A 19111-nucleotide genomic window follows, 5' to 3' on the forward strand; every position below is an offset into this window, starting at 1 on the left:
ATCGATGGTCATCGCAAGCGTCCCGTTGGTGCTGCCGCTGGCTGAGCTCGGGCCCGAGTCGCTGAGTCTCGCCGGTGGCAAGGCGACGGCGCTCGGTGCGCTGCTGCGGGCCGGTCTGCCGGTCCCGCCAGGGTATGTGGTCACCACCGAGGCCTTCCGCCGCCGTGACCAGGATGCCCAGGTGTCCGAGGCCATCCGTGCGGCCTACCGGCGGCTCGAGGTCGGGCCGGTGGCCGTCCGGTCCTCCAGCACCACCGAGGACCAGCCGGGGGCCGCGTTCGCCGGCCAGCACGACACCTTCCTCAACGTCGTCGGCGAGGACGCGGTGCTGACTGCCGTCCACCGCTGCTGGGCCTCGCTGTGGACCGAACGGGCGGTCGACTACCGGTCCGAGCTGGGCCTCGACGACGCGGCTTCCTCGATGGCCGTGGTCGTCCAGGCCATGGTCGACTCCGAGGTGGCGGGCGTGATCTTCACCGCCGACCCGGTCAGCGGTGCACGCGAGCTGGCCGCGGTCGACGCCAGCCCCGGGCTGGGCGAGGCGGTCGCGGCCGGCCTGGTGACCCCCGACCACTACCTGGTGCACAAGCGCACGGGCCGGGCACGCACGATCACCCTCGGGCGGGCCGAGGTGGCGATCCGATCCGTCCGCGGCGGCGGCGTCACCCAGACCACCGGCGCGGTCGGCACTACACCGGTGCTGACCCGAAGCCAGCTCCGTGAGCTGACCCGGTTGGCGACCCGGATCGAGCGACTCTTCGGGCAGCCGCAGGACATCGAGTGGGCCCTGGCCGACGGCCGGTTCCACATCCTGCAGGCTCGCGCGATGACCGCCCTTCCCACCCCTGTCGACGTCAGCCGGGCGCAGCGGGCGATGGCCACCATGCTGGCCGAACTGCTGCCCATCCGGCCCACCCCGATGGACGTGACGAGCTGGACCGCCGCCGGCTATGCGGGGGTGGAACTGTTCGTCGGCTCGATGGGCGTGCGACCGCGGTCCTTCGAGGACCTTCTGGTCGAGCAGGACGGCGTTCTGGTCGAGCTGGTGCCGGTAGCCCCTCGGGTGGGTCCGTCCACCCCGGTGCGGATGCTCCGCAGTGCCGTGCACGGGGATCGCTACAGCCGAGAGGTCCTGATGGACGATCCGCGGATGCGGCGGTTCCTGGCAGGGGTCAGCGACGGGCTGGGGCGCGACCTGACCCTGCTGCCGTACGCGGATCTCGAGCCGACGATGACCGGTGCCCTGGAGCTGTTCGTCAGCGCGCTCGAGCTCCGGAGCCGGTTCCTGGCCCGTGCGGTGCTGGCCCTCGGCCGGTTCCAGATCACCTTACGGCTGCTGAACCGCGGTCGGCTGATCGGCACCCTGATGGCCGGCGTCGAGACCAGGACCGCGGAGACGAACCGGTGGCTGGAGGAGCTGGCCGACCGGATCCGGGCCGACGCGGAGCTGGCCCGAACCTTCGTCGAGCAGCCTGCTGACCGGATCCGGGCGACGCTGGCGGCCTCACCGTCCGGGGTCGGCTTCCTGGCCGACTTCGACGCCTTCCTGCGGGTGCACGGCCACCGCGAGTCGTTGCTCCTCTATGTCAGCCAGCCCTGCTGGCGCGACGCCCCGGAGACCGTGCTGGCCCTGTTGAAGGCCAGTGCCGGGCAACCGGCAGCCGCGACCGCGAACGGGACCGCGAGAGCCGAGCGGGAGCTCTTCGCCCATCCGTTGACCCGGTTGCCCCCGATCCGGCGGCGGGTCGAGGTGCAGCTCGAACGGGCCCGAGGCTTCACCCAGTTCCGCGAGGACACCCACTACTACGCCACCATGGCGCAGCCGGTGGTGCGACGCATCCTGCTCGAGTATGGTCGCCGGCTCACCGACGTGGGTGCGTTGGCTGCGCCCGAGGAGGTCTTCTGGCTCCGCCGGGACGAGCTGGCGCTGACCTGGCCACCCGGTCCCGAAGACCGGGACCGCCTCCGCGCTCTGGTGGAGCACCGACGGCGGGTGAGTGCCACCCTCGGTCGCCGGCCGGTGGTAGACCGTCGCTACCTGTCAGTGCCGCCCAAGGATGGCAGCACCCTCGCCAGGGGGACCGCCGGTGCCGCCGGCGTGGCCACCGGTCCGGTACGGATCATCCGCTCGGCAGCGGAGTTCGACCGACTGCAACCCGGCGAGGTGCTGGTGGCGCCGTACACGAACCCGTCCTGGACACCCCTGTTCCGGCGGGCTGCAGCGGTGGTCGTCGACACCGGCGGCCCGGGCTCGCACGCGGCCATCGTCGCCCGCGAGTATGGCATCCCGGCCGTGCTCGGCACCCTCGACGCGGTCGACACCCTGGCCGAGGGCAGCCTGGTCACCGTCGACGGAAACCGCGGGGTCGTGCTGCCGGGGTGACGGTCCAACTGGATCCGGACCGGGCCGCGACCTGCCCGGGCGGCGCCGCCCGATTGCACCGAGGCCCGAGCGCACCGGGGGCCGAGCGCGCCTAGGATGGGGTGCCGTGTCCACCGCGCCCACCGCCCAGCCGCTCGTGCTTGACGAGCCGACCTGGCATGCCCGTCGCGACGACCACCGGGCCCGCGTCGACAGCTGGCTGGAGGGACACCGGCAACGGCGCAGCCACGGCCGGCCGCACCCGGTCGAGGACTTCCTGTTCGAGTACTACTCCTACCGGCCCTACCAGCTGCGCCGTTGGCACCCCGGCCACGGCGTGCGGCTCACCGGCGACTCGGCGGCCGAGCTGGCCGACCTGCGCGACTACCGTCGCAGCAGCGCCGGGGTGAGCGTCGACACTGCTGCGGTGCTGTCGGCCCGCGGTGAGACGGTGGCCTGGGTGCACAACCTGCTCCGGCGGACCGTCGGCAGACCGGCCCAGTACGGCTGCTTCGGTCTGCACGAGTGGGCGATGGTCTACCGGCAGGACCAGCGTCGGCTCCGCCACCCGCAGCTGCCGCTCCGGTTCCCCCCGGAGCGGGTGGCCGCCATCGTCGAGGAGCGCGGGGTGCGCTGCACCCACTTCGACGCCTACCGCTTCTTCACCGAGCCGGCCAGACCGCTGAACCTGCTCCCGCTGACCCGGCAAGGCCAGCCGGAGGTCGAACAGCCAGGCTGCCTGCACGCCAACATGGACCTGTACAAGTGGGCCTACAAGCTGTCGCCGCTGACCCCGTCGGAGCTGGTGGCCGACTGCTTCGCGCTGGCCCGGGAGATCCGAGAGCTGGACATGCGGGCGAGCCCCTACGACCTGACCTCGCTGGGGTACGCACCGGTGGCGGTCGAGACGGCCGAGGGCAGGGCGGTCTACGTCGCGGCTCAACGGGTGTTCGCCGACCGGGCTGAGCCGCTGCGTCGGGCCCTGCTCCGGCTGACCGACGAGCTGCTCGGGTGACTCACCAGCTGGCGTGCAGCGGCCGGCCCTCGTCATAACCCGAGTGTGACTGGACGCCGACCACGGCAAGGCGGTGGAACTCCTCCAGGTCGGCGGCACCGGCATAGGTGCAGCTGCTCCGGACGCCGGCGATGATCGAGTCGATCAGGTCCTCCACACTGGGCCGCTCCGGGTCGAGGTACATCCTGGACGACGAGATGCCCTCCTCGAACAGGCCGGCCCGGGCCCGGTCGAAGCCGGAGGAGTCCCGGGTGCGCAGCTTCACCGCACGAGCCGACGCCATCCCGTACGACTCCTTGTACATCCTGCCCTGGTGGTCGTGCAGCAGGTTGCCGGTGCTCTCGTAGGTGCCGGCGAACCAGGAACCGATCATCACACTGCCCGCGCCGGCCGCCAGCGCCAGCGCCACGTCCCGGGGGTAGCGGACACCGCCGTCGGCCCAGACCGAACGACCCGCAGCCCGGGCGGCCTCGGCGCACTCCAGCACCGCGCTGAACTGCGGGCGGCCCACCCCGGTCATCATCCGGGTGGTGCACATCGCCCCCGGCCCGACACCGACCTTGACCACGTCCGCACCGGCCTCGACCAGGTCATCGACACCTTCGGCTGCCACGACGTTGCCGGCCACGATCGGGACCCGACGGGACGCGGATCCGCCGGCCTCGGCCAGCCGGTCGCGCACCTCACGGACCGCCTTCAGCGCCTGCATCATCTTGTCCTGGTGGCCGTGCGCGGTGTCGACCACCAGCGTGTCGATGCCGGCCGCCAGCAGGGCCTCGGCCCGACCGGCCACGTCGCCGTTGATGCCGACGGCGGCGCCGACCATCAGCTGCCCGTCCCGGTCGAGAGCGGGTCGGTACAGGGTGGAGCGGAGGGCACCCCTGCGGGTCATCACGCCCAGCAACCGGCCGTCGGCGACCACCAGAGCCGTCTCCTCGTGCCGGACGCTGAGCGCGTCGAAGATCTCCTCGGGCGACGCGGTCGGGCCGACGACCAGCATGTCGTCGGTCATCACCTCGTGCACCTGGGCGAACCGGTCGACGCCGGCCGCGGCGAACTCCGACACCACTCCGATCGGACGGTCTCGGTCGACCACCACAACCAGGCCGTGTGCGCGCTTGGCAAGCAGCGCCAAGGCGCCGCCGACGGTGGTGTCGGACGTCACCGTGACCGCGGTGTCGAACACGATGTGGGAGGCCTTCACCTTGGTGATGGTCTCGGCGACCACGCCGGTCGGGATGTCCTGCGGGATGATGGCGATGCCGCCGCGCCGCGCCACCGTCTCGGCCATCCGCCGACCGGAGACGGCGGTCATGTTGGCGACCACCAGCGGCAGCGTGGTGCCGATCCCGTCGGTGCTGGTCAGATCCACCGACAGCCTTGAGGTGATCGCGGACCGGCGGGGGACCATGAAGACGTCGGAGTAGGTCAGGTCATAAGCCGGGGTATGGCTCGGGTTGAGGAATCGCACTCCACCATTCTCCTCCGGTCGGCCCCCTCCGAGCGAGCCGGTGCCCATCAGCGCGGGGGGGGTGTCGGTTTCCCAAGTCGACTTGGGAAACTGTCACGAAGCCAGGGAAATCCGCCTGGCTGAGTGACAGTTTCCTTGGCTTTGTACGGGTGTTGGCGGCTCGACGGGCTGACTGGCGCCCAGCCCGCCGCGTCGCCAGCAGACCTCAGCGGGAACCGTCGCCGGCGGTGGGGGAGGCCGACTGCCCGGCGGCCCCGGTCGTCGTCGACTGGCTCGGCGCCGCCGGCGGCACGGTCCCGGTCGTCGGGGAGGCATCGCCGGGCTGCGCCGTCGTGGTCGACGCCGAGGTCGGGTCGGCCGAGGTCGGCGTGGGCGCTGGACCGGCAGGGGTGGCGGCTGTGGCCGAGGGGTCCTGGCTGGGCGTCTGGGTCGGCTGCCGCCGGTCAGTCCGGGTGGTGTCGACCTGCCCGTTCCCGGCGGGGTGGCTGACCTGCTGCACCGTGGTCGCGCCGCCGCCGGACAGCGAGTGGCCGAGAAGGGCCTCGGTCGCGGTGATCCCCAGCACGGCCAGGGTGAAGGCGGCACCGGCCACCACCAGTACGCCGGTGAGCCGCTTGGGCGTCCGGGTCCGGTGTGGGCCGCCGACTGCGATGGGCGGCTGCAGGGTGGCCTGCCCGGTGTCATGACCGGCCGACCGGATCAGCACCTTCTTCACACCGCTCCCGGTGTGGCGCAACGAGGCGGTGTAGACCGATCCGGCGATGGCCGCGATGACACTCGCCACTGCCGCTCCCAGGATGGTGCCGGCCACGCCGAGGTGGGAACCGAGTGCGGCTGCGGTCGCCGCCGCGGCCGCACCACTGAGCACCTGGCTCAGGGACAGGTCCAGCCGGCTCGTTCTCTTCCGGTGGTCAGGCTCGGACTGGTGGTCGGTGGGCGTGCGGCGCTGATTGTCGGTCATGTCCCTCGAAAGCGGCTATCGTCGGTCAGTACCCCCGTTCAACGATGCCGTGAGGCGAATCGTTGTCAGGCGTGACCAACGACACAGGCCCGACTACCGGGGAATGCCGAACTCGTCGGTCCGGACGGCTCCGATCTCCTTGCGCTCCTCGCCCTCGATGGCGTGCCCGTTGCCCTCGACCGGGTGCCCGTTGCCATTGCCGTGACCGTCGTGGTGGGCGGCCGCCGCCTCCAGCTCTGCCCGGCTGGGCTTGCGGACGTTGTCCTTGAAGTAGAACCGGCTCGCCCTGATCCTGAGCTTCTCCTTGGCCGACATCGTCTTGGCGGGCACGCCGTTGGCGTCCTCCTCGGGACCGGCCTCGATCGGCAGCAGCTCGGCGTGCTGGGTGAGGGCATAGGCCTCGTCCAGGCTGACCGGGACCTCCTTCTCCGCGTACTCACCCGAGGGATCGCGGACGATGACCCCCGACTCGGCACCGTGCAGCAGCCGGGCCCGGTCGGACCGCTGCAGGCCGATGCAGATCCGCTTGGTGATGAGGAACGCGAGCACCGGTCCGATGAAGACCGCGAACCGCAGGAAGTAGGTGATCGAGTTCAGTGACAGGTTGAACTGGGTGGCGATGATGTCGTTGCCGCCGCCGATCCAGAACAGGCCGTAGCAGGTCATCGCTGCCACACCGAAGGCGGTCCGGGTCGGCCTGTTTCGGGGCCGGTCCAGGATGTGGTGCTCACCGGTGTCGCCGGTGACCCAGCGTTCGATGAACGGGTAGACGCCCATCACCGTGAACAGCAGACCCATCAGCCCGACACCGGGCAGGAAGATGTTCCACGACCAGGTGGTGCCGCCGATGTGCCACTCCCAGTTCGGGATGATGCGGATCGCGCCCTCGACAAAGGCCATGTACCAGTCCGGCTGCGAGCCGGCCGTCACCTGTGCCGGGTTGTACGGTCCGAACATCCAGACCGGGTTGATGGTGAGCAGCGCACCCATCAGCGTGGTGACACCGAAGACGATGAAGAAGAAGCCGCCGGCCTTGGCCATGTACACCGGGAACAGCGGGTAGCCGACCACGTTCTTCTCGGTCCGTCCGGGGCCCGGGTACTGGGTGTGCTTGTGGTAGACCACCAGGGCCAGGTGGGCGCTGATCAGGCCCAGGATCAGCCCGGGGATCAGCAGGATGTGGGCCATGTACAGGCGGGCGATGATGATGCCGCCCGGGAACTGGCCGCCGAAGACGAAGAACTCCGCCCAGGTGCCGATGATCGGGATCGACCGGATCAGACCGTCGACGAAACGAAGGCCGGTGCCGGAGAGCAGGTCGTCCGGCAGCGAGTAGCCCGCGAAGCCCTCGATCATGCCGATCGAGAACATGGCGACGCCGAGCAGCCAGTTGATCTCCCGTGGCCGGCGGAACGCACCGGTGAAGAAGATCCGGAGCATGTGCGCCAGCATGGCGGCCACGAACAGCATCGCGGACCAGTGGTGCATCTGCCGGATGAGCAGGCCGCCGCGGACGTCGAACGAGATGTCGAGGGTCGAGGAGAACGCCTCCGACATCGGCAGTCCGCGAAGCAGCTGGTAGGTGCCGTCGTACTCCACCTCGGCCATCGACGGCTTGAACCAGATGGTCAGGAAGACGCCGGTCAGCAGCAGGATGATGAAGCTGTACAGCGCCACCTCACCCAGCAGGAACGACCAGTGGTCGGGGAACACCTTACGCAGGTTCTTGCGCCCCAGGGCGGCGAGCCCGAGACGGTCGTCGGCCCACTTGGCGGGTCCGGCGGCGGCCTTGAGTACCGGGCCGAGCTGCTTGTCGGGGGCGTGCGCCTCGACAATCGGCGCCTGGTTTGTGGTTGCGGCTGGCTTTGCCATCAGTTGTCACCCTGCTTGAAGTCTTGACGCGAGTCCCGCTCGAAATAGCTGGGTCCGACCGGAACGGTGAACCCGCTCCGGGCGACCAGGTAGCCGTCGGCGTCGGTGGTGATCGGCAGTTGCGGCAACGAACGGGCCGCCGGGCCGAAGACCACGACGCCGGCGTCACCGAGGTCGAAGGTCGACTGGTGACACGGGCAGAGCAGGTGGTGGGTCTGCTGTTCCCACAGGCTGATGGGGCAACCGACGTGGGTGCAGATCTTGGAGTAGCAGAGGATCCCGCCGACGTGCCAGTCCTTGCGCGAGTCGGGGATCTTGATCGTCTGCGGGTTCATCCGGACGATGATGATCGAGGCCTTGGCCTTCTCCTGGACGAACTCGACGCCCTCCAGGTCCTGCAGGTTCTCCGGCTGCGCGTTCACCAGCTGCCCGATGCGGAGGTCCTCGGCCTTGATGGGGGTGTACGTGATGTCGTTGACCAGCCGGATGCCCTCTTTCCAGATGGTGTGCTCGATGGTCTGGGCCCGCACCTTCTTCGTGGGCCAGGGGCCGAGGTCGGCGAGCATCACCAGTGCCGGCAGGCCCAGCACGCCCAGCGCACCGGCCAGGCTGCGGCCGAGCACCTTGCGCCGGGTGATGCCCGACTCGGCGACACCCTTGTCGAACTCGGCCAGGGTCGCGGCCCGGGCCTCCTCCGAGGAGGCCGCCGGGTGCCGGTCCTCACTGATCTCGACGTCACCCATCAGCTGCCGGGCCCACTGCACGGCACCGATGCCGATCAGCAGGATCGCCGCACCGAGGGTCAGGCCGAGCAGGGTGTGCAGGGCGTTGGCGTGCAGCGGGCCGAAGTCGATCGCCAGATCCTTCGGGACCGCGAAGTAGATCACCACGAAGGCGATCGCCAGCAGCGGCACCAGTCCGAACATGGTGGCGACCTGGCGTTCGGCGCGCTTACCGGCCTTCTCGTCGACGTCGGTCAGCCGCGGCAGGTGCTCCTCCAGTCCCGGGTTGGGCACCGGATAGCGCGGGTCGTCGGTGACGGCCAGCTCCTTGCCGGTGCTGTCGTGTCCGGCGGAGTCGTGCGTATCGTGCTGACTCATCGTGCGCGAGCCCCCTTTGCTGCGATCCAGATAGCGAAGCCGACGAGTGACCCGAGGCCGAGCACCCAGGCCCAGAAGCCCTCAGCGACCGGGCCGAGGCCGCCCAGGGTCAACCCACCCTGGCTCGGCCGGGTCTCCAGCGTCTGCAGGTAGGCGATGATCTCGCGCTTGTCCTTCGGGGTTATCACCTCGTCGGAGAAGACGGGCATCTGCTGTGGGCCGGTCAGCATCGCCTGGTACAGGTGCTTGCTGCTGACGCCCTCCAGCGAGGGGGCGTACTTGCCGTTGGGCAGGGCGCCACCGGCGCCGGCGAAGTTGTGGCACGCCGAGCAGTTGGTGCGGAAAAGCTCACCGCCGCGGGCGATGTCCTCGCTGGACAGGCCCTTCGGCTCGTACTGGTCGGGAGTGGGGATGGCCGGGCCTGGACCGAGAGTCGCGACGAAGGCCGCCAGTGCGGCGATCTCCTCGTCGGTGTAGCGGTTCTCCTTGCGCGGCGCCTGCGCGCCGGGACGCGACATCGGCATCCGTCCGGTGCCCACCTGGAAGTCGACTGCGGCCGCGCCCACGCCCACCAGCGACGGTCCCTGGCTGCCGCCCTCGCCGTTCAGGCCGTGGCAGGAGGCGCAGCCGACCGCGAACAGGGCCTTGCCCTTGGCCACCTGCTGGCTGGTGCCGGGATCCGCGGAGACCTGGGCGGCCGGCGCCACCAGGGAGTACAGCGCGCCCATGGTGAACAGCGCCAACACCAACAGCAGCCCCTTGGCCGCCGGGTGACGTCGTCGCGAAGACAGGAAACGCACTGGGATCCCTTCGGTTGATCCGAAACTCGTGGAGTTCTGATGACTATTCGGTGCCCGGGCGACGTTTGGTTGCACCCGGCTGTTCAGTTGTGGGGCCTTGCGGTGTGAGCCTCGACACGCTCAGCGGAGCAGGTAGATGACCCCGAACAGGGCGATCCAGACGACGTCGACGAAGTGCCAGTAGTAGGACACTACAACGGCGCTGACCGCCTGTTCGTGAGTGAAGGTACGAGCCAGGAACGTGCGCCCCATCAGCAGCAGGAAGGCGATCAGGCCACCGGTCACGTGCAGGCCGTGGAACCCGGTAGCCAGGAAGAACACCGACCCGTAGGCGTTGGCGGAGATGGTCAGACCCTCGTGGATCAGCTCGGCGTACTCGAACACCTGGCCGCCGATGAAGAACGAGCCCATCAGGAAGGTGAGGACGTACCACTCCCGGAGCCCCCACTTGGTGACCTTCAGCAGGCTGCCGGCCCGTGACACCTGCCCGCGCTCGGCCGCGAAGACACCCATCTGGCAGGTGAACGAGGACGCCACCAGAACACTGGTGTTGAGAATGGCGAAGGGGATGTTCAGGTGCTCGGTCGAGATGGCCCACAGGCTCTGGGCCGGGTCGGTGGCGGCAGCGTTGGTGACATTGCGGATGGTGAAGTAGGCCGCGAACAGGGCGGCGAAGAACATCAGCTCCGATGCCAACCAGACGATGGTGCCGACCGCTACCGCGTCCGGCCGGCCGGGATGGCCGCGCAGGCGGGATTGCGGGATCTGGTGCAGCGCGCCGTGGGGCCTGGTCGGTAGCCCGGTCGCCGTGTCCGTTGAAGTTGCCACGTGGTCATTATTGCCCGCCCTGCAGGTTTGGTCACCCCGGGGCACGCTATCGGTGTGTTCTTGTGTCTTCGACTCCGGCGAAGGCGGCTTTCGGGCATGCCTGGACGGGGGTCGAGGCGCCTTCCGGCGGGCACTAGCCTGACCTTGTGAGCATCTTCGTGGCCAAATCCGTCCTTCCGCTGACGGTCGGCTGGCTCGTCCCGATGCATGCGACGCCGCACGAGCAGCCCGTTCCGCTCACGCCGATCAGGCTGCTGACCGCCTGGAGCTGGGACTGGTTCCTGGGCCTGGGACTGCTGGTGACAGCGGCGCTCTATCTCTGGGGGGTGCAGCGGCTCCGCCGGCGAGGCGACCGGTGGCCGATCGGCCGGACGGTGGCATTCCTGGGTGGCGGGCTGGGCAGTGCTGCGATCGCCACCCTCTCGGCGCTCGGCACCTACGACACGGTGCTGCTCAGCGTGCACATGGTGCAGCACATGATCCTGGCCATGATGACGCCGCTGTTCCTGGCCCTCGGCGCACCGGTCACTCTCGCACTGCGCACCCTTCCGCGCCGGGCACGGTCGGCGCTCCTCACCGTCGTGCACTCCAGAGTGGCGCGAGTGCTGACCTTCCCGCCGTTGGCTCTGGCGCTGTTCGTCGCCAACCCGTTCGCGCTGTACTACTCCGACATCTATCCGATCACGCTGGCCTCACCGTTCTGGCACAACGTGCTGCACCTGCACTTCGTGCTGATCGGACTGCTCTTCCTGGTGCCGCTGGTCGGGGTGGACCCGGTGCCGGGTCGGGTCACCCATCCGCTACGGCTGCTGCTGCTGTTCCTCTCGATGCCCTTCCACGCGTTTCTCGGCATCACCATCATGAGCTCGGATGCCCTGATAGCAGAGGACTGGTACCTGTCGTTCCACCGGACCTGGGGGCAGAGCCCCGCCCAGGACCAGTACCTGGCCGGCGGCATCCTGTGGGGCAGCGGTGACGTGGTCGCCCTGGTGTTCATCGCTGTGCTGTTCGTCCAGTGGTTCGCGGCCAGCCAGCGGGAGGCACTCCGGGAGGACCGGCGGCTGGACATGCTCGAGGCCAAGGCAGCCCGGGCCCAAGCAGCGGGAGCGCAGCAGCAACGGCGCGATACCATCGACTCGCTGCAGTCGAACCCGACGACGGTGCAGACTCCGTTGACCCAGCCACGGCAGAATGAGGACAGACGAACATGAGCCCCGCAGACCACCCTGACACGCCCCCGGTCGCCCAGGCCACGGTCCTCGTCTACTCCGACGACCGGACGGTCCGCGAGGACATCCGGCTGGCGCTCGGTCGCCGGGTCGCCGCCGACCTGCCGGAGCTCCGTGTGGTCGAGGTGGCCACTGAGCCGGCCGTGATTCGGGCCATGGACGGAGGCGGCATCGATGTTGCGGTGCTGGACGGGGAGGCCGTCCCCGGCGGGATGGGGATCTGCCGACAGCTGCACGACGAGATCTTCCAGTGCCCACCGATCCTGGTGCTGACCGGCCGGCCCGACGACGCCTGGCTGGCGACCTGGTCGCGCGCCGAGGCAGCCATTTCGCACCCGGTCGACCCGATCCGGCTGCCCGCTGCCGTCGCAGCGCTGCTGCGCAGTCGGCTGGGCACCTCGGTCACCCCCGGCTGAGCCGATGACGGTGAACCAGCACGGTGGGCCCCGGCTCACCTGGCCGACCGTGCTCTCGGGGCTGGTCCGTGGTGAGGACCAGAGCAGCGACGCGACAGCCTGGGCCATGGGTCAGATCCTCGCCGGCGAGGCGACTCCGGTGCAGATGGCAGCCTTCGTGGTGGCGCTGCGGGCCAAGGGCGAGACCGTCGAGGAGATCGTCGGGTTGGCGGAGATGATGCTGTCGTACGCCAGCCCGATCACCGTCGAGGGGCGAGCGGTCGATGTGGTCGGCAGTGGCGGCGACCGGGCCAACACCGTGAACATCTCCACCATGGCGGCCATCGTCGCCGCCGGCGCGGGTGCGTTGGTGGTCAAGCACGGTAACCGGGCGGCCTCGTCGGCCTGCGGGACGGCCGACGTGCTCGAGCAGCTCGGCGTCGTGCTGGACCTGCCCCCCGCCCGGCAGCAGCAGGTGATCCAGAGCGCCGGAATCGGCTTCCTGTTCGCCCCGCACTACCATCCCGGGCTGCGCCATGCCTCCGTCGCACGACGCGAGCTGGGCATCCCGACGACCTTCAACTTCCTGGGCCCGCTGACCAACCCCGGCCGCCCCAACGCGCAGGCGGTCGGCGTCGCCGATCCGCGGATGGCCGAGCTGATGGCGGGCGTGTTCGCCCGACGCGGCAACCAGGGGATGGTCTTCCACGGTGCCGACGGGCTGGACGAGCTGACCACGACGACCACGTCGAGCATCTGGCTGTTCCGTGACGGGCAGGTCCGGCGGAGCGAGTTCGACCCGACGCTGCTGGGTCTGCCGCGGGCGAGGGTCGAGGACCTGGTGGGTGGTGATCCGGCCACCAACGCCGAGGTCGTGCGGGAGCTGCTGGCCGGCAAGGCGGGACCGGTGCGGGACATCGTCACCCTGAACGCGGCAGCCGCCCTGCTCGCCTTCAACGGCCCGGACCTGGACGCCGACCTGGTCGGCCAGTTCGCCGACCAGCTGGTCGCAGCAGAGGAGTCTCTCACCTCCGGCGCCGCCGGAGCCAAGCTGCAGCAGTGGGTCGCGGCGACCCGGCAGGCGGCCGGTTAGGAGATCTGCAGGGTCGCGAGCGCCGCGGCGGCCTGCCGGCGAACGGCCGGCTCCGCGTCGTCGGGGATGGAGCTGATCGCCGCGACCAGGGACCCGTCGTTCAGTTGGACCAGGACCACCGTGACCACGTCGTGGCTGCTGGCGAGCTTGCTGATCGCGTAGTGCACCTCGGCTCGTACGATGACGGACGGATGACCGCTGACCTGACCGCTCGAGACCGTCGGAGTGGTCACCGTGGTCGGATGGCCGCCGAAGAAGTGCTGCGTGATCGTCCGCAGAGTGGACTCACCTGCCCCGGTCAGTCCCTGCTTCTTGACGGCCGAGCCGGTGAGGTGCGCCAAGCCGACGGTGGCCGACCAGTCCTGGTGTGCGGCGAAGTTGCGGTGCACGACCGCATTCGACACGAAGAAGATGTCGAACGCGCCCTCGACCGGCACCGACCCGGCGTAGACCTGGTACGGCTCACCCGGCAGTTGCATCTCCACGCGGCCGATCCTGGCCCTGCCGGTGGCCTCGTCGACCTGGCCTGCCGGGCCGGCGGCGGGGGTGCTGGTCGACGGCCGGGACAGCGTCTTCGCCTTCGACTGCTGCCAGACCAGGCCCGCACCGAGGCACAGCCCGGCGGTGACGAACAACGCCACCCCGATCGTGAAGGCGACCACGGCCACGCCGGTGTGCCGAGGTCCCGGGTCGAGCCTCCCGCAAGAACTGGAATCCGTGCTGGCGGGGGAGGCTGCGGAGGGCGGCGGGACTGCGCGTGGCGGGGGCGCCTGACGCGACTCGCTGATCGCCTCGGTCCACTCCTGCCCGTCCCAGAACCGAAAGAGGTCTTCCGTCCCGGCCGGGTCGGGGTACCAGCCGGGTCGAGGGGTGGTCACCGCGAAAGCCTAGCCCGACCGGCCAATGACCCCGGGGCGATGGACGATCGGGAATACTCTCTGCATGATCTCTCGTGATCTCGCCCAGCGGCTGTCGACCCACCTGACCTGGGAACCGGCCAACGCCGACCAGTTCTTCATCCCACGCCCAGAGATCGCCGACTCCGTGTTCACCATCAGCGACATGGTGGTCGAGCTGGTCGTCAAGGACGGCCAGTCCCGGTTCCACTTCAACGGAACGGTCGAATGGGCGCTGGACTCGGTCGAGTCGAGCGAGGTGGTCTGGCTGCCACGGGAGTCGCAGCTGCGCACCCTGCTGGAGGAGGTCTTCCTGTCTCTCGACCGATCACCGGACGGCTACGTGGTGACCGTCTCCGGACCGCGCCGCGCCTACCACACGCCACCGGAGCGGGAGGCCAGCGACGCCTACGCCCGCGCCCTGCTGTACACCTTCGGCGAGCCCGACTGAAGGTCAGACCCCCGACAGCTGCTGGGCCAGGCCGGCCAGGAACGGGCCGAGCAGCATCGAGGGTGCATAGGGGAACGCCTGCCGCCGCCCCGACAGCAGCCGGACCAGCCCGAAGATTCCGCCGGCGACGGTGCCGAGGACGAGCGCCAGGATCAGCAGCGGCCACGACTGGGCGGCGGCAGCCGCGCCGATCAATGGTGCGAACCGGACATCGCCGAACTCGATCCCCGCCCGGGTCAGCCACCAGATGGCGAAGTACAGCGCAGTCGCCAGCGCTGCTCCGAGGGCGCTGCGGACCAGCTGGCTGGGGGAAGCCCCGAACAGGAGACTGACCAGGGCCGCCAGCCCCATCAGCAGCCAGGCGACCCGGGTCAGCAGCAACGGCAGCCAGGTGGTGACGGCGTCGATCGCGGCCAGCAGCACACCGACGGTCGCCAGCACCAGCCAGAGTGGCAGCACCTGGACCGGCATGGTCACCGCAGCGACCAGCGCGGCGGCCACCGACAGCGCAGTGCAGCCGAGCACGAACGGCGGCTGGGCCAACCGCCGGTAGGGAATCTTGGCCTCGGGCTCCGGCTCGGGCGACCGCTCGGGCTCGGGCAGGCGACGCAGCGTCGGGGCCGTCACCAGCAGCATCGCGAGGCCGGTGACGGCTGCGACTCCCAACCATCCAGGCCAGCTGTCCATGGTCGTCGATCGTACTGTCTCCGGCTCGCACGTCAGGCCGCCCGATCCGCCCGCCACTGCTGGCCGACCGTTGCCTCGTGCACGACCCGGGTGCGCAGCGCGGTGAGGCGGCTGCAGCGGAGCTGCCGGCCGGCGACCAGGGCGACCACTTCGGGGTGCGGCAGCCGCAGCCGCTCGGCCAGCTCGAGGGTGGACGATCCGTGCTCGACCAGCTGAGCCAGCAGCTTCCCGGTCAGACCGGCCGGGACCATCGCCGCGCCGGCCCTGTTGATCCGGTGGGGCGAGAGCCGGTAGAGCCGGCGCGCCACCACCGGACTGATCCGGCGGACCGGGCGGCCGCGGCGGCCGAACATCAGCCGTTCCATGGCGCCGGTGGGGATGCCGGCCAGCAGGGCGATCACCCGCCAGTCCTCCCCGGTCGCTTCCCGCAGATGCCGCAGATGGGCACGGAACGGGGTCGCGTCTACCCAGGACAGTTCGCACGGGGTGGTGGCGCTGTCCTGGAGGGTGGCGATGTCCTTGGGGGTGCCGCTGTTCTGGAGGGTGGCGCTGGGTCGGGTCCTGCTGGTCATGTCCAGGAAGGCCAGCGTCGGCACCCGGTTGTGAGCGGTCCGTCGGCAGGTGCCGCGGTCACGGTTCGTTGATGCCCGTGTCGGTGCCCGCCGGTAGGCTCCCGAGCATGTCCGACGCCTACCTCAGGTATCCCCACCTGCACGCCGACCAGCTGGTGTTCTGCGCCGCCGACGACCTCTGGGTCGCTCCCGTGGCGGGTGGCCGCGCATCACGTCTGACCAGCGACACCGTCCCGGTGAAGTACCCGCGATTCTCCCCGGACGGCCGGCAGCTGGCCTGGACCTCCACCCGCGACGGCCAGTGGGACGTGATGGTGATGGATCTCGACAGCTACCAGCCTCGCAGGCTCACCTACTGGGGCAACGCGACCACTCGGGTGCTGGGCTGGACGGGCGACGGTCGGGTGCTGGTGGCGTCGTCGGCCGGGGAGGACAACCTGCGCCACGTGTTCGCCAAGGCCGTCGACCTGGACGGCCGGATGGAGCGGCTGCGCTACGGGCCGGTGTCCGGAGTTGCGGTGCACCCGGACGGTCCGGTGGTGGTGGCGACACCGGGCAGCCGCGAGCCTGCTGCGTGGAAGCGTTACCGCGGCGGGACCGCCGCCAAGCTGTGGCTCGACCGGGCCGGTGACGGCGCCGACTACGAACGGCTGCTGCCCGAGCTGACCGCAGGGCTGGTGGCTCCGCTGTGGATCGGAGACCGACTGCTGTTCGCCAGCGACCACGAGGCGGATCTCCCCGGCCGGGCGGACGCCCAGGCCAACCTGTTCTCGCTGCAGCCGCTGGCCAGCTCCGCCGAGCTGACCCGGCACACCCACCACACCGTCGACCAGGGGTACGTCCGCGACCCGGCCTCCGACGGCGAACGGGTGGTGTACCACGCCCGGGGTGCGCTCTACCTGTTGCCGGAGTTGAGCGCCGAACCGATGCGGATCGAGGTCTCCCTCGGCGCGCCCGCGCCGGGTCGGCGCCCGCGGCTGCTCACGCCGACCGAGAACCTCACCGATATCCGGCCCGATCATGGTGCTGACGGATCCCTGGTCGCCTGGCGCGGGAACGCCTACCACCTGTCGCACCGGGAAGGGCCGGCCCGGGCCCTGGCAGCCGACTCCGCAATCCGGATCCGCGAGCCGCGGGCGCTCGGCGACACCGCCCAGGCCATCCTCGTCAGCGATGCGGCTGGCGAGGATCGGCTGGAGGTGCACGCCTTCACTGCCGACGTCCCGGTGCGCGTACTGGCCGCCGGCCAGTTGGGACGGGTGCTGCATCTGGAGCCGAACCGGGCCGGCGACCAGGTTGCCGGCATCAGCCATGACGGCCGGGTGTGGGTGCTGAGCGTGGACAGCGGGGACGTCCGCCAGGTCGGGCGAAGCCGTGAGGGGGAGGCGGTCGACCTGGCCTTCTCGCCGGACGGCCGCTATCTCGTCTGGAGCCAGCCGATGAACCCGCTGGGCATCCACTCCCAGCTGAGGCTGGTCGACCTGTCCGACCCCACTGCCGAGTCGGTCGCGCTCACTGACGGCAGGTTCGCCGACTTCTCGCCCAGCTTCACCGTGGACGGGAAATACCTCGCATTCCTGTCGGCCCGGACCTTCGACCCCAACTACGACACGCATGTGTTCAATCTGATGTTCTCCTCGGCGGTGCGGCCCTACCTGATCCCACTCGCCAGCACCACACCGGCCCCGTTCGGACCCAGCGCGGACGGGTGGCGGCTGAGCAAGGCGAAGGAGGCCGATGAGCGGGCGAAGACGGACACCGTCGCGGCGGCCGCGGCGGTCGTCAGCGACCCGGTCGACCTCGACGGCTTCGAGGAGCGCATCCTCCCGTTCGCCGTCGCGGCCGGGAACTACCGCGATCTGCGCGCGGCTGCGAAGGGGGTGCTGTGGATCCGGGAGCGTCCGGTCCAAGGCGTGCTGGGCAGCTCCCGTTCAGGCGTCCAGGGGGATGAGCCCGCCGACGTGCTGGAGTGCTTCGACTTCGAGGCTCGCAAGCTGGTCACGCTGGTGGATCGGCTCGACTCGTACGCCCTTTCCGGCGATGGCCAGCGGGTGGTCGTCCGCGACCGCGACTCGGTGCTGGTGCTGCCCGCCGACCGGCAGGTCAAGCCGGACGACTCGGCCCGGGTCGAGGTCGACCTCGGCAGGCTCCGGTTCGAGCTCGACCCGGCTGCCGAGTGGCGCCAGATGTTCGAGGAGAACGCCCGGCTGATGCGGGACCACTACTGGCGCGCCGACCTGGACGGGATCGAGTGGGAGAGCGTGCTCGACCCCTATCGGCCGATCGTGGACGCGCTGAGCAGCCACGACGACCTGGTCGACCTGCTCTGGGAGACCGTGGCCGAGCTGAACACCTCCCACGCCTACGTGATGCCACGCCAGCCGCCGGGCGACCAGAGCCGACGGGTCGGCCTGCTCGGTGCCGACCTGTCACCGGTGGAGGGTGGCGGCTGGCGGATCGACAAGATCCTGCCCGGTGAGTCGTCGGATCCTGATGCGCGCTCGCCGCTGCGCGCTGCCGGGATCGGTGCGGCGGTCGGCGACCTCATTCTGGCTGTCGACGGTCGCGCCCTGGACCCGAGGCTCGGTCCAGGTGCCGCACTGACGGGGGCGGCCGACAAGCCGGTGGAGATCACCCTGCGACCGGCCGACGGATCGCCGGACCGGCGGGTGGTCGTGCTGCCGCTCGCTGACGAGGAGCCGCTGCGCTACCAGGCCTGGGTCGCCGGGCGGCGGGACTATGTGCGGCAGGCCAGTGGCGGCCGGCTCGGGTACCTGCATATACCGGACATGGCGGGGCCCGGCTGGGCCCAGATCCACCGTGACATCGACGTCGCCACCCGACACGAAGGGCTGATCGTGGATGTCCGCTACAACCGCGGTGGGCACACCAGCCAGCTGGTGATCGAGCGGCTGGCCCGCAAGGTGCTCGGCTGGACGACGGCGCGGCACTACGCGAGCCAGGAGGACTACCCGCACCAGTCGGCCCGCGGACCGGTGATCTTCGTCGCCAACGAGTGGTCCGGCTCCGACGGCGACATCGTCAACGCGGCCGCCCAGGCGATGGGGCTCGGCCCGGTCGTGGGCGTCCGCACCTGGGGCGGCGTCGTCGGCATCGACGGCCGGTTCGAGCTGGTCGACGGCACCGGCGTCACCCAGCCGCGGTATGCGTTCTGGTTGAAGGGCTACGGGTGGGGGGTCGAGAACCACGGCATCGACCCCGACATCGAGGTCGTCGTCTCCCCGGCCGACTGGTACCGGCCGGAGGACGTCCAGCTGGACCGGGCTGTGGCCGAGGCGCTGGACCGGCTGGCGCGGACCCCGGCGGCGGAACCTCCGGCGATGCCGCCGCCCCGGGTGCGGCGCTGAGCCGCCGGACC

The 19111-nt window shown here is 70.4% G+C and carries 16 protein-coding genes; 7 read left to right on the top strand and 9 right to left on the bottom strand.

Annotated elements, in window-relative coordinates:
• Positions 1-4 precede the first annotated feature (4 nt).
• Both JOE57_RS15305 and JOE57_RS15310 read left to right on the top strand, forming a co-directional pair.
• A complete protein-coding gene (locus tag JOE57_RS15305; RefSeq protein ID WP_204919345.1) occupies positions 5-2383 on the top strand; it encodes a PEP/pyruvate-binding domain-containing protein in 2379 nt (792 codons plus the stop codon).
• 106 nt (positions 2384-2489) lie between these two features.
• Positions 2490-3377, top strand: coding sequence for a 3-methyladenine DNA glycosylase (locus JOE57_RS15310; RefSeq protein ID WP_239578969.1), 888 nt, complete (start codon positions 2490-2492; stop codon positions 3375-3377).
• Position 3378: 1 nt separating this feature from the next.
• Here JOE57_RS15310 and JOE57_RS15315 read toward each other — a convergent pair whose 3' ends face one another.
• The 6 genes from JOE57_RS15315 to ctaE all read right to left on the bottom strand — a co-directional run bounded on the left by JOE57_RS15315 (position 3379) and on the right by ctaE (position 10409).
• Positions 3379-4896: a GuaB1 family IMP dehydrogenase-related protein gene (locus JOE57_RS15315; RefSeq protein WP_204919347.1), complete on the bottom strand. Its 1518-nt coding sequence runs from the start codon at positions 4894-4896 to the stop codon at positions 3379-3381.
• A gap of 157 nt (positions 4897-5053) precedes the next feature.
• Positions 5054-5809: a hypothetical protein gene (locus tag JOE57_RS15320; protein WP_204919349.1), complete on the bottom strand. Its 756-nt coding sequence runs from the start codon at positions 5807-5809 to the stop codon at positions 5054-5056.
• A gap of 93 nt (positions 5810-5902) precedes the next feature.
• Positions 5903-7681: a cytochrome bc1 complex cytochrome b subunit gene (gene qcrB / locus JOE57_RS15325; protein WP_204919351.1), complete on the bottom strand. Its 1779-nt coding sequence runs from the start codon at positions 7679-7681 to the stop codon at positions 5903-5905.
• The gene (gene qcrA / locus JOE57_RS15330; RefSeq protein ID WP_204919353.1) at positions 7681-8781 is read right to left on the bottom strand and encodes a cytochrome bc1 complex Rieske iron-sulfur subunit; all 1101 of its coding nucleotides are present in this window, start codon (positions 8779-8781) and stop codon (positions 7681-7683) included. The genes qcrB and qcrA overlap by 1 nt, the downstream gene beginning before the upstream one ends.
• Positions 8778-9581, bottom strand: coding sequence for a cytochrome bc1 complex diheme cytochrome c subunit (gene qcrC, locus JOE57_RS15335; RefSeq protein ID WP_204919355.1), 804 nt, complete (start codon positions 9579-9581; stop codon positions 8778-8780). The genes qcrA and qcrC overlap by 4 nt, the downstream gene beginning before the upstream one ends.
• A 120-nt stretch (positions 9582-9701) precedes the next feature.
• Positions 9702-10409 (bottom strand): aa3-type cytochrome oxidase subunit III, encoded by a 708-nt coding sequence (gene ctaE / locus JOE57_RS15340; protein ID WP_204919357.1) that lies wholly within the window; start codon positions 10407-10409, stop codon positions 9702-9704.
• A gap of 146 nt (positions 10410-10555) precedes the next feature.
• Between ctaE and JOE57_RS15345 the strand changes: the two genes are divergently transcribed.
• From JOE57_RS15345 to trpD, 3 genes are read left to right on the top strand one after another with little or no spacing between them, the layout of a single operon-like run.
• The gene (locus tag JOE57_RS15345; RefSeq protein WP_338041334.1) at positions 10556-11620 is read left to right on the top strand and encodes a cytochrome c oxidase assembly protein; all 1065 of its coding nucleotides are present in this window, start codon (positions 10556-10558) and stop codon (positions 11618-11620) included.
• Positions 11617-12054 (top strand): response regulator transcription factor, encoded by a 438-nt coding sequence (locus tag JOE57_RS15350; protein WP_204919359.1) that lies wholly within the window; start codon positions 11617-11619, stop codon positions 12052-12054. Before JOE57_RS15345 ends, JOE57_RS15350 begins: the two co-directional genes overlap by 4 nt.
• Before the next feature lie 4 nt (positions 12055-12058).
• Positions 12059-13126, top strand: a complete 1068-nt coding sequence (gene trpD / locus JOE57_RS15355) for an anthranilate phosphoribosyltransferase (RefSeq protein WP_204919361.1) — start codon at positions 12059-12061, stop codon at positions 13124-13126.
• Here trpD and JOE57_RS15360 read toward each other — a convergent pair.
• On the bottom strand, positions 13123-14004 hold the full coding sequence (locus JOE57_RS15360; protein WP_204919363.1) for a DUF2510 domain-containing protein: 882 nt from the start codon (positions 14002-14004) through the stop codon (positions 13123-13125). The genes trpD and JOE57_RS15360 overlap by 4 nt on opposite strands.
• A gap of 64 nt (positions 14005-14068) precedes the next feature.
• Here JOE57_RS15360 and JOE57_RS15365 point away from each other — a divergent pair, with 64 nt between their 5' ends.
• Entirely contained in the window at positions 14069-14473 is a 405-nt protein-coding gene (locus JOE57_RS15365) for a pilus assembly protein CpaE (RefSeq protein ID WP_204919364.1), read from the top strand.
• Positions 14474-14476: 3 nt separating this feature from the next.
• Here JOE57_RS15365 and JOE57_RS15370 read toward each other — a convergent pair whose 3' ends face one another.
• Entirely contained in the window at positions 14477-15160 is a 684-nt protein-coding gene (locus tag JOE57_RS15370; RefSeq protein WP_204919366.1) for an A24 family peptidase, read from the bottom strand.
• 32 nt (positions 15161-15192) lie between these two features.
• On the bottom strand, positions 15193-15732 hold the full coding sequence (locus JOE57_RS15375; protein WP_204919368.1) for a hypothetical protein: 540 nt from the start codon (positions 15730-15732) through the stop codon (positions 15193-15195).
• A 107-nt stretch (positions 15733-15839) separates the two neighbouring features.
• Between JOE57_RS15375 and JOE57_RS15380 the strand changes: the two genes are divergently transcribed.
• Complete coding sequence (locus tag JOE57_RS15380; protein WP_204919370.1) at positions 15840-19100, top strand: S41 family peptidase; 3261 nt, start codon at positions 15840-15842, stop codon at positions 19098-19100.
• Positions 19101-19111 lie beyond the last annotated feature (11 nt).

It is taken from the genome of Microlunatus panaciterrae (genome assembly GCF_016907535.1).
Taxonomy (GTDB): Bacteria; Actinomycetota; Actinomycetes; order Propionibacteriales; family Propionibacteriaceae; genus Microlunatus; species Microlunatus panaciterrae.

Excerpts from the sequence above, each read along its gene's own strand:
- JOE57_RS15375 (WP_204919368.1), bottom strand. The coding sequence starts at position 15,732 with ATGACCAGCAGGACCCGACCCAGCGCCACCCTCCAGAACAGCGGCACC.
- JOE57_RS15370 (WP_204919366.1), bottom strand. The coding sequence starts at position 15,160 with ATGGACAGCTGGCCTGGATGGTTGGGAGTCGCAGCCGTCACCGGCCTC.
- JOE57_RS15350 (WP_204919359.1), top strand. The coding sequence starts at position 11,617 with ATGAGCCCCGCAGACCACCCTGACACGCCCCCGGTCGCCCAGGCCACG.
- JOE57_RS15380 (WP_204919370.1), top strand. The coding sequence starts at position 15,840 with ATGTCCGACGCCTACCTCAGGTATCCCCACCTGCACGCCGACCAGCTG.
- JOE57_RS15365 (WP_204919364.1), top strand. The coding sequence starts at position 14,069 with ATGATCTCTCGTGATCTCGCCCAGCGGCTGTCGACCCACCTGACCTGG.
- JOE57_RS15320 (WP_204919349.1), bottom strand. The coding sequence starts at position 5,809 with ATGACCGACAATCAGCGCCGCACGCCCACCGACCACCAGTCCGAGCCT.
- qcrB (WP_204919351.1), bottom strand. The coding sequence starts at position 7,681 with ATGGCAAAGCCAGCCGCAACCACAAACCAGGCGCCGATTGTCGAGGCG.
- JOE57_RS15315 (WP_204919347.1), bottom strand. The coding sequence starts at position 4,896 with ATGGGCACCGGCTCGCTCGGAGGGGGCCGACCGGAGGAGAATGGTGGA.
- trpD (WP_204919361.1), top strand. The coding sequence starts at position 12,059 with ATGACGGTGAACCAGCACGGTGGGCCCCGGCTCACCTGGCCGACCGTG.
- qcrA (WP_204919353.1), bottom strand. The coding sequence starts at position 8,781 with ATGAGTCAGCACGATACGCACGACTCCGCCGGACACGACAGCACCGGC.
- JOE57_RS15305 (WP_204919345.1), top strand. The coding sequence starts at position 5 with ATGGTCATCGCAAGCGTCCCGTTGGTGCTGCCGCTGGCTGAGCTCGGG.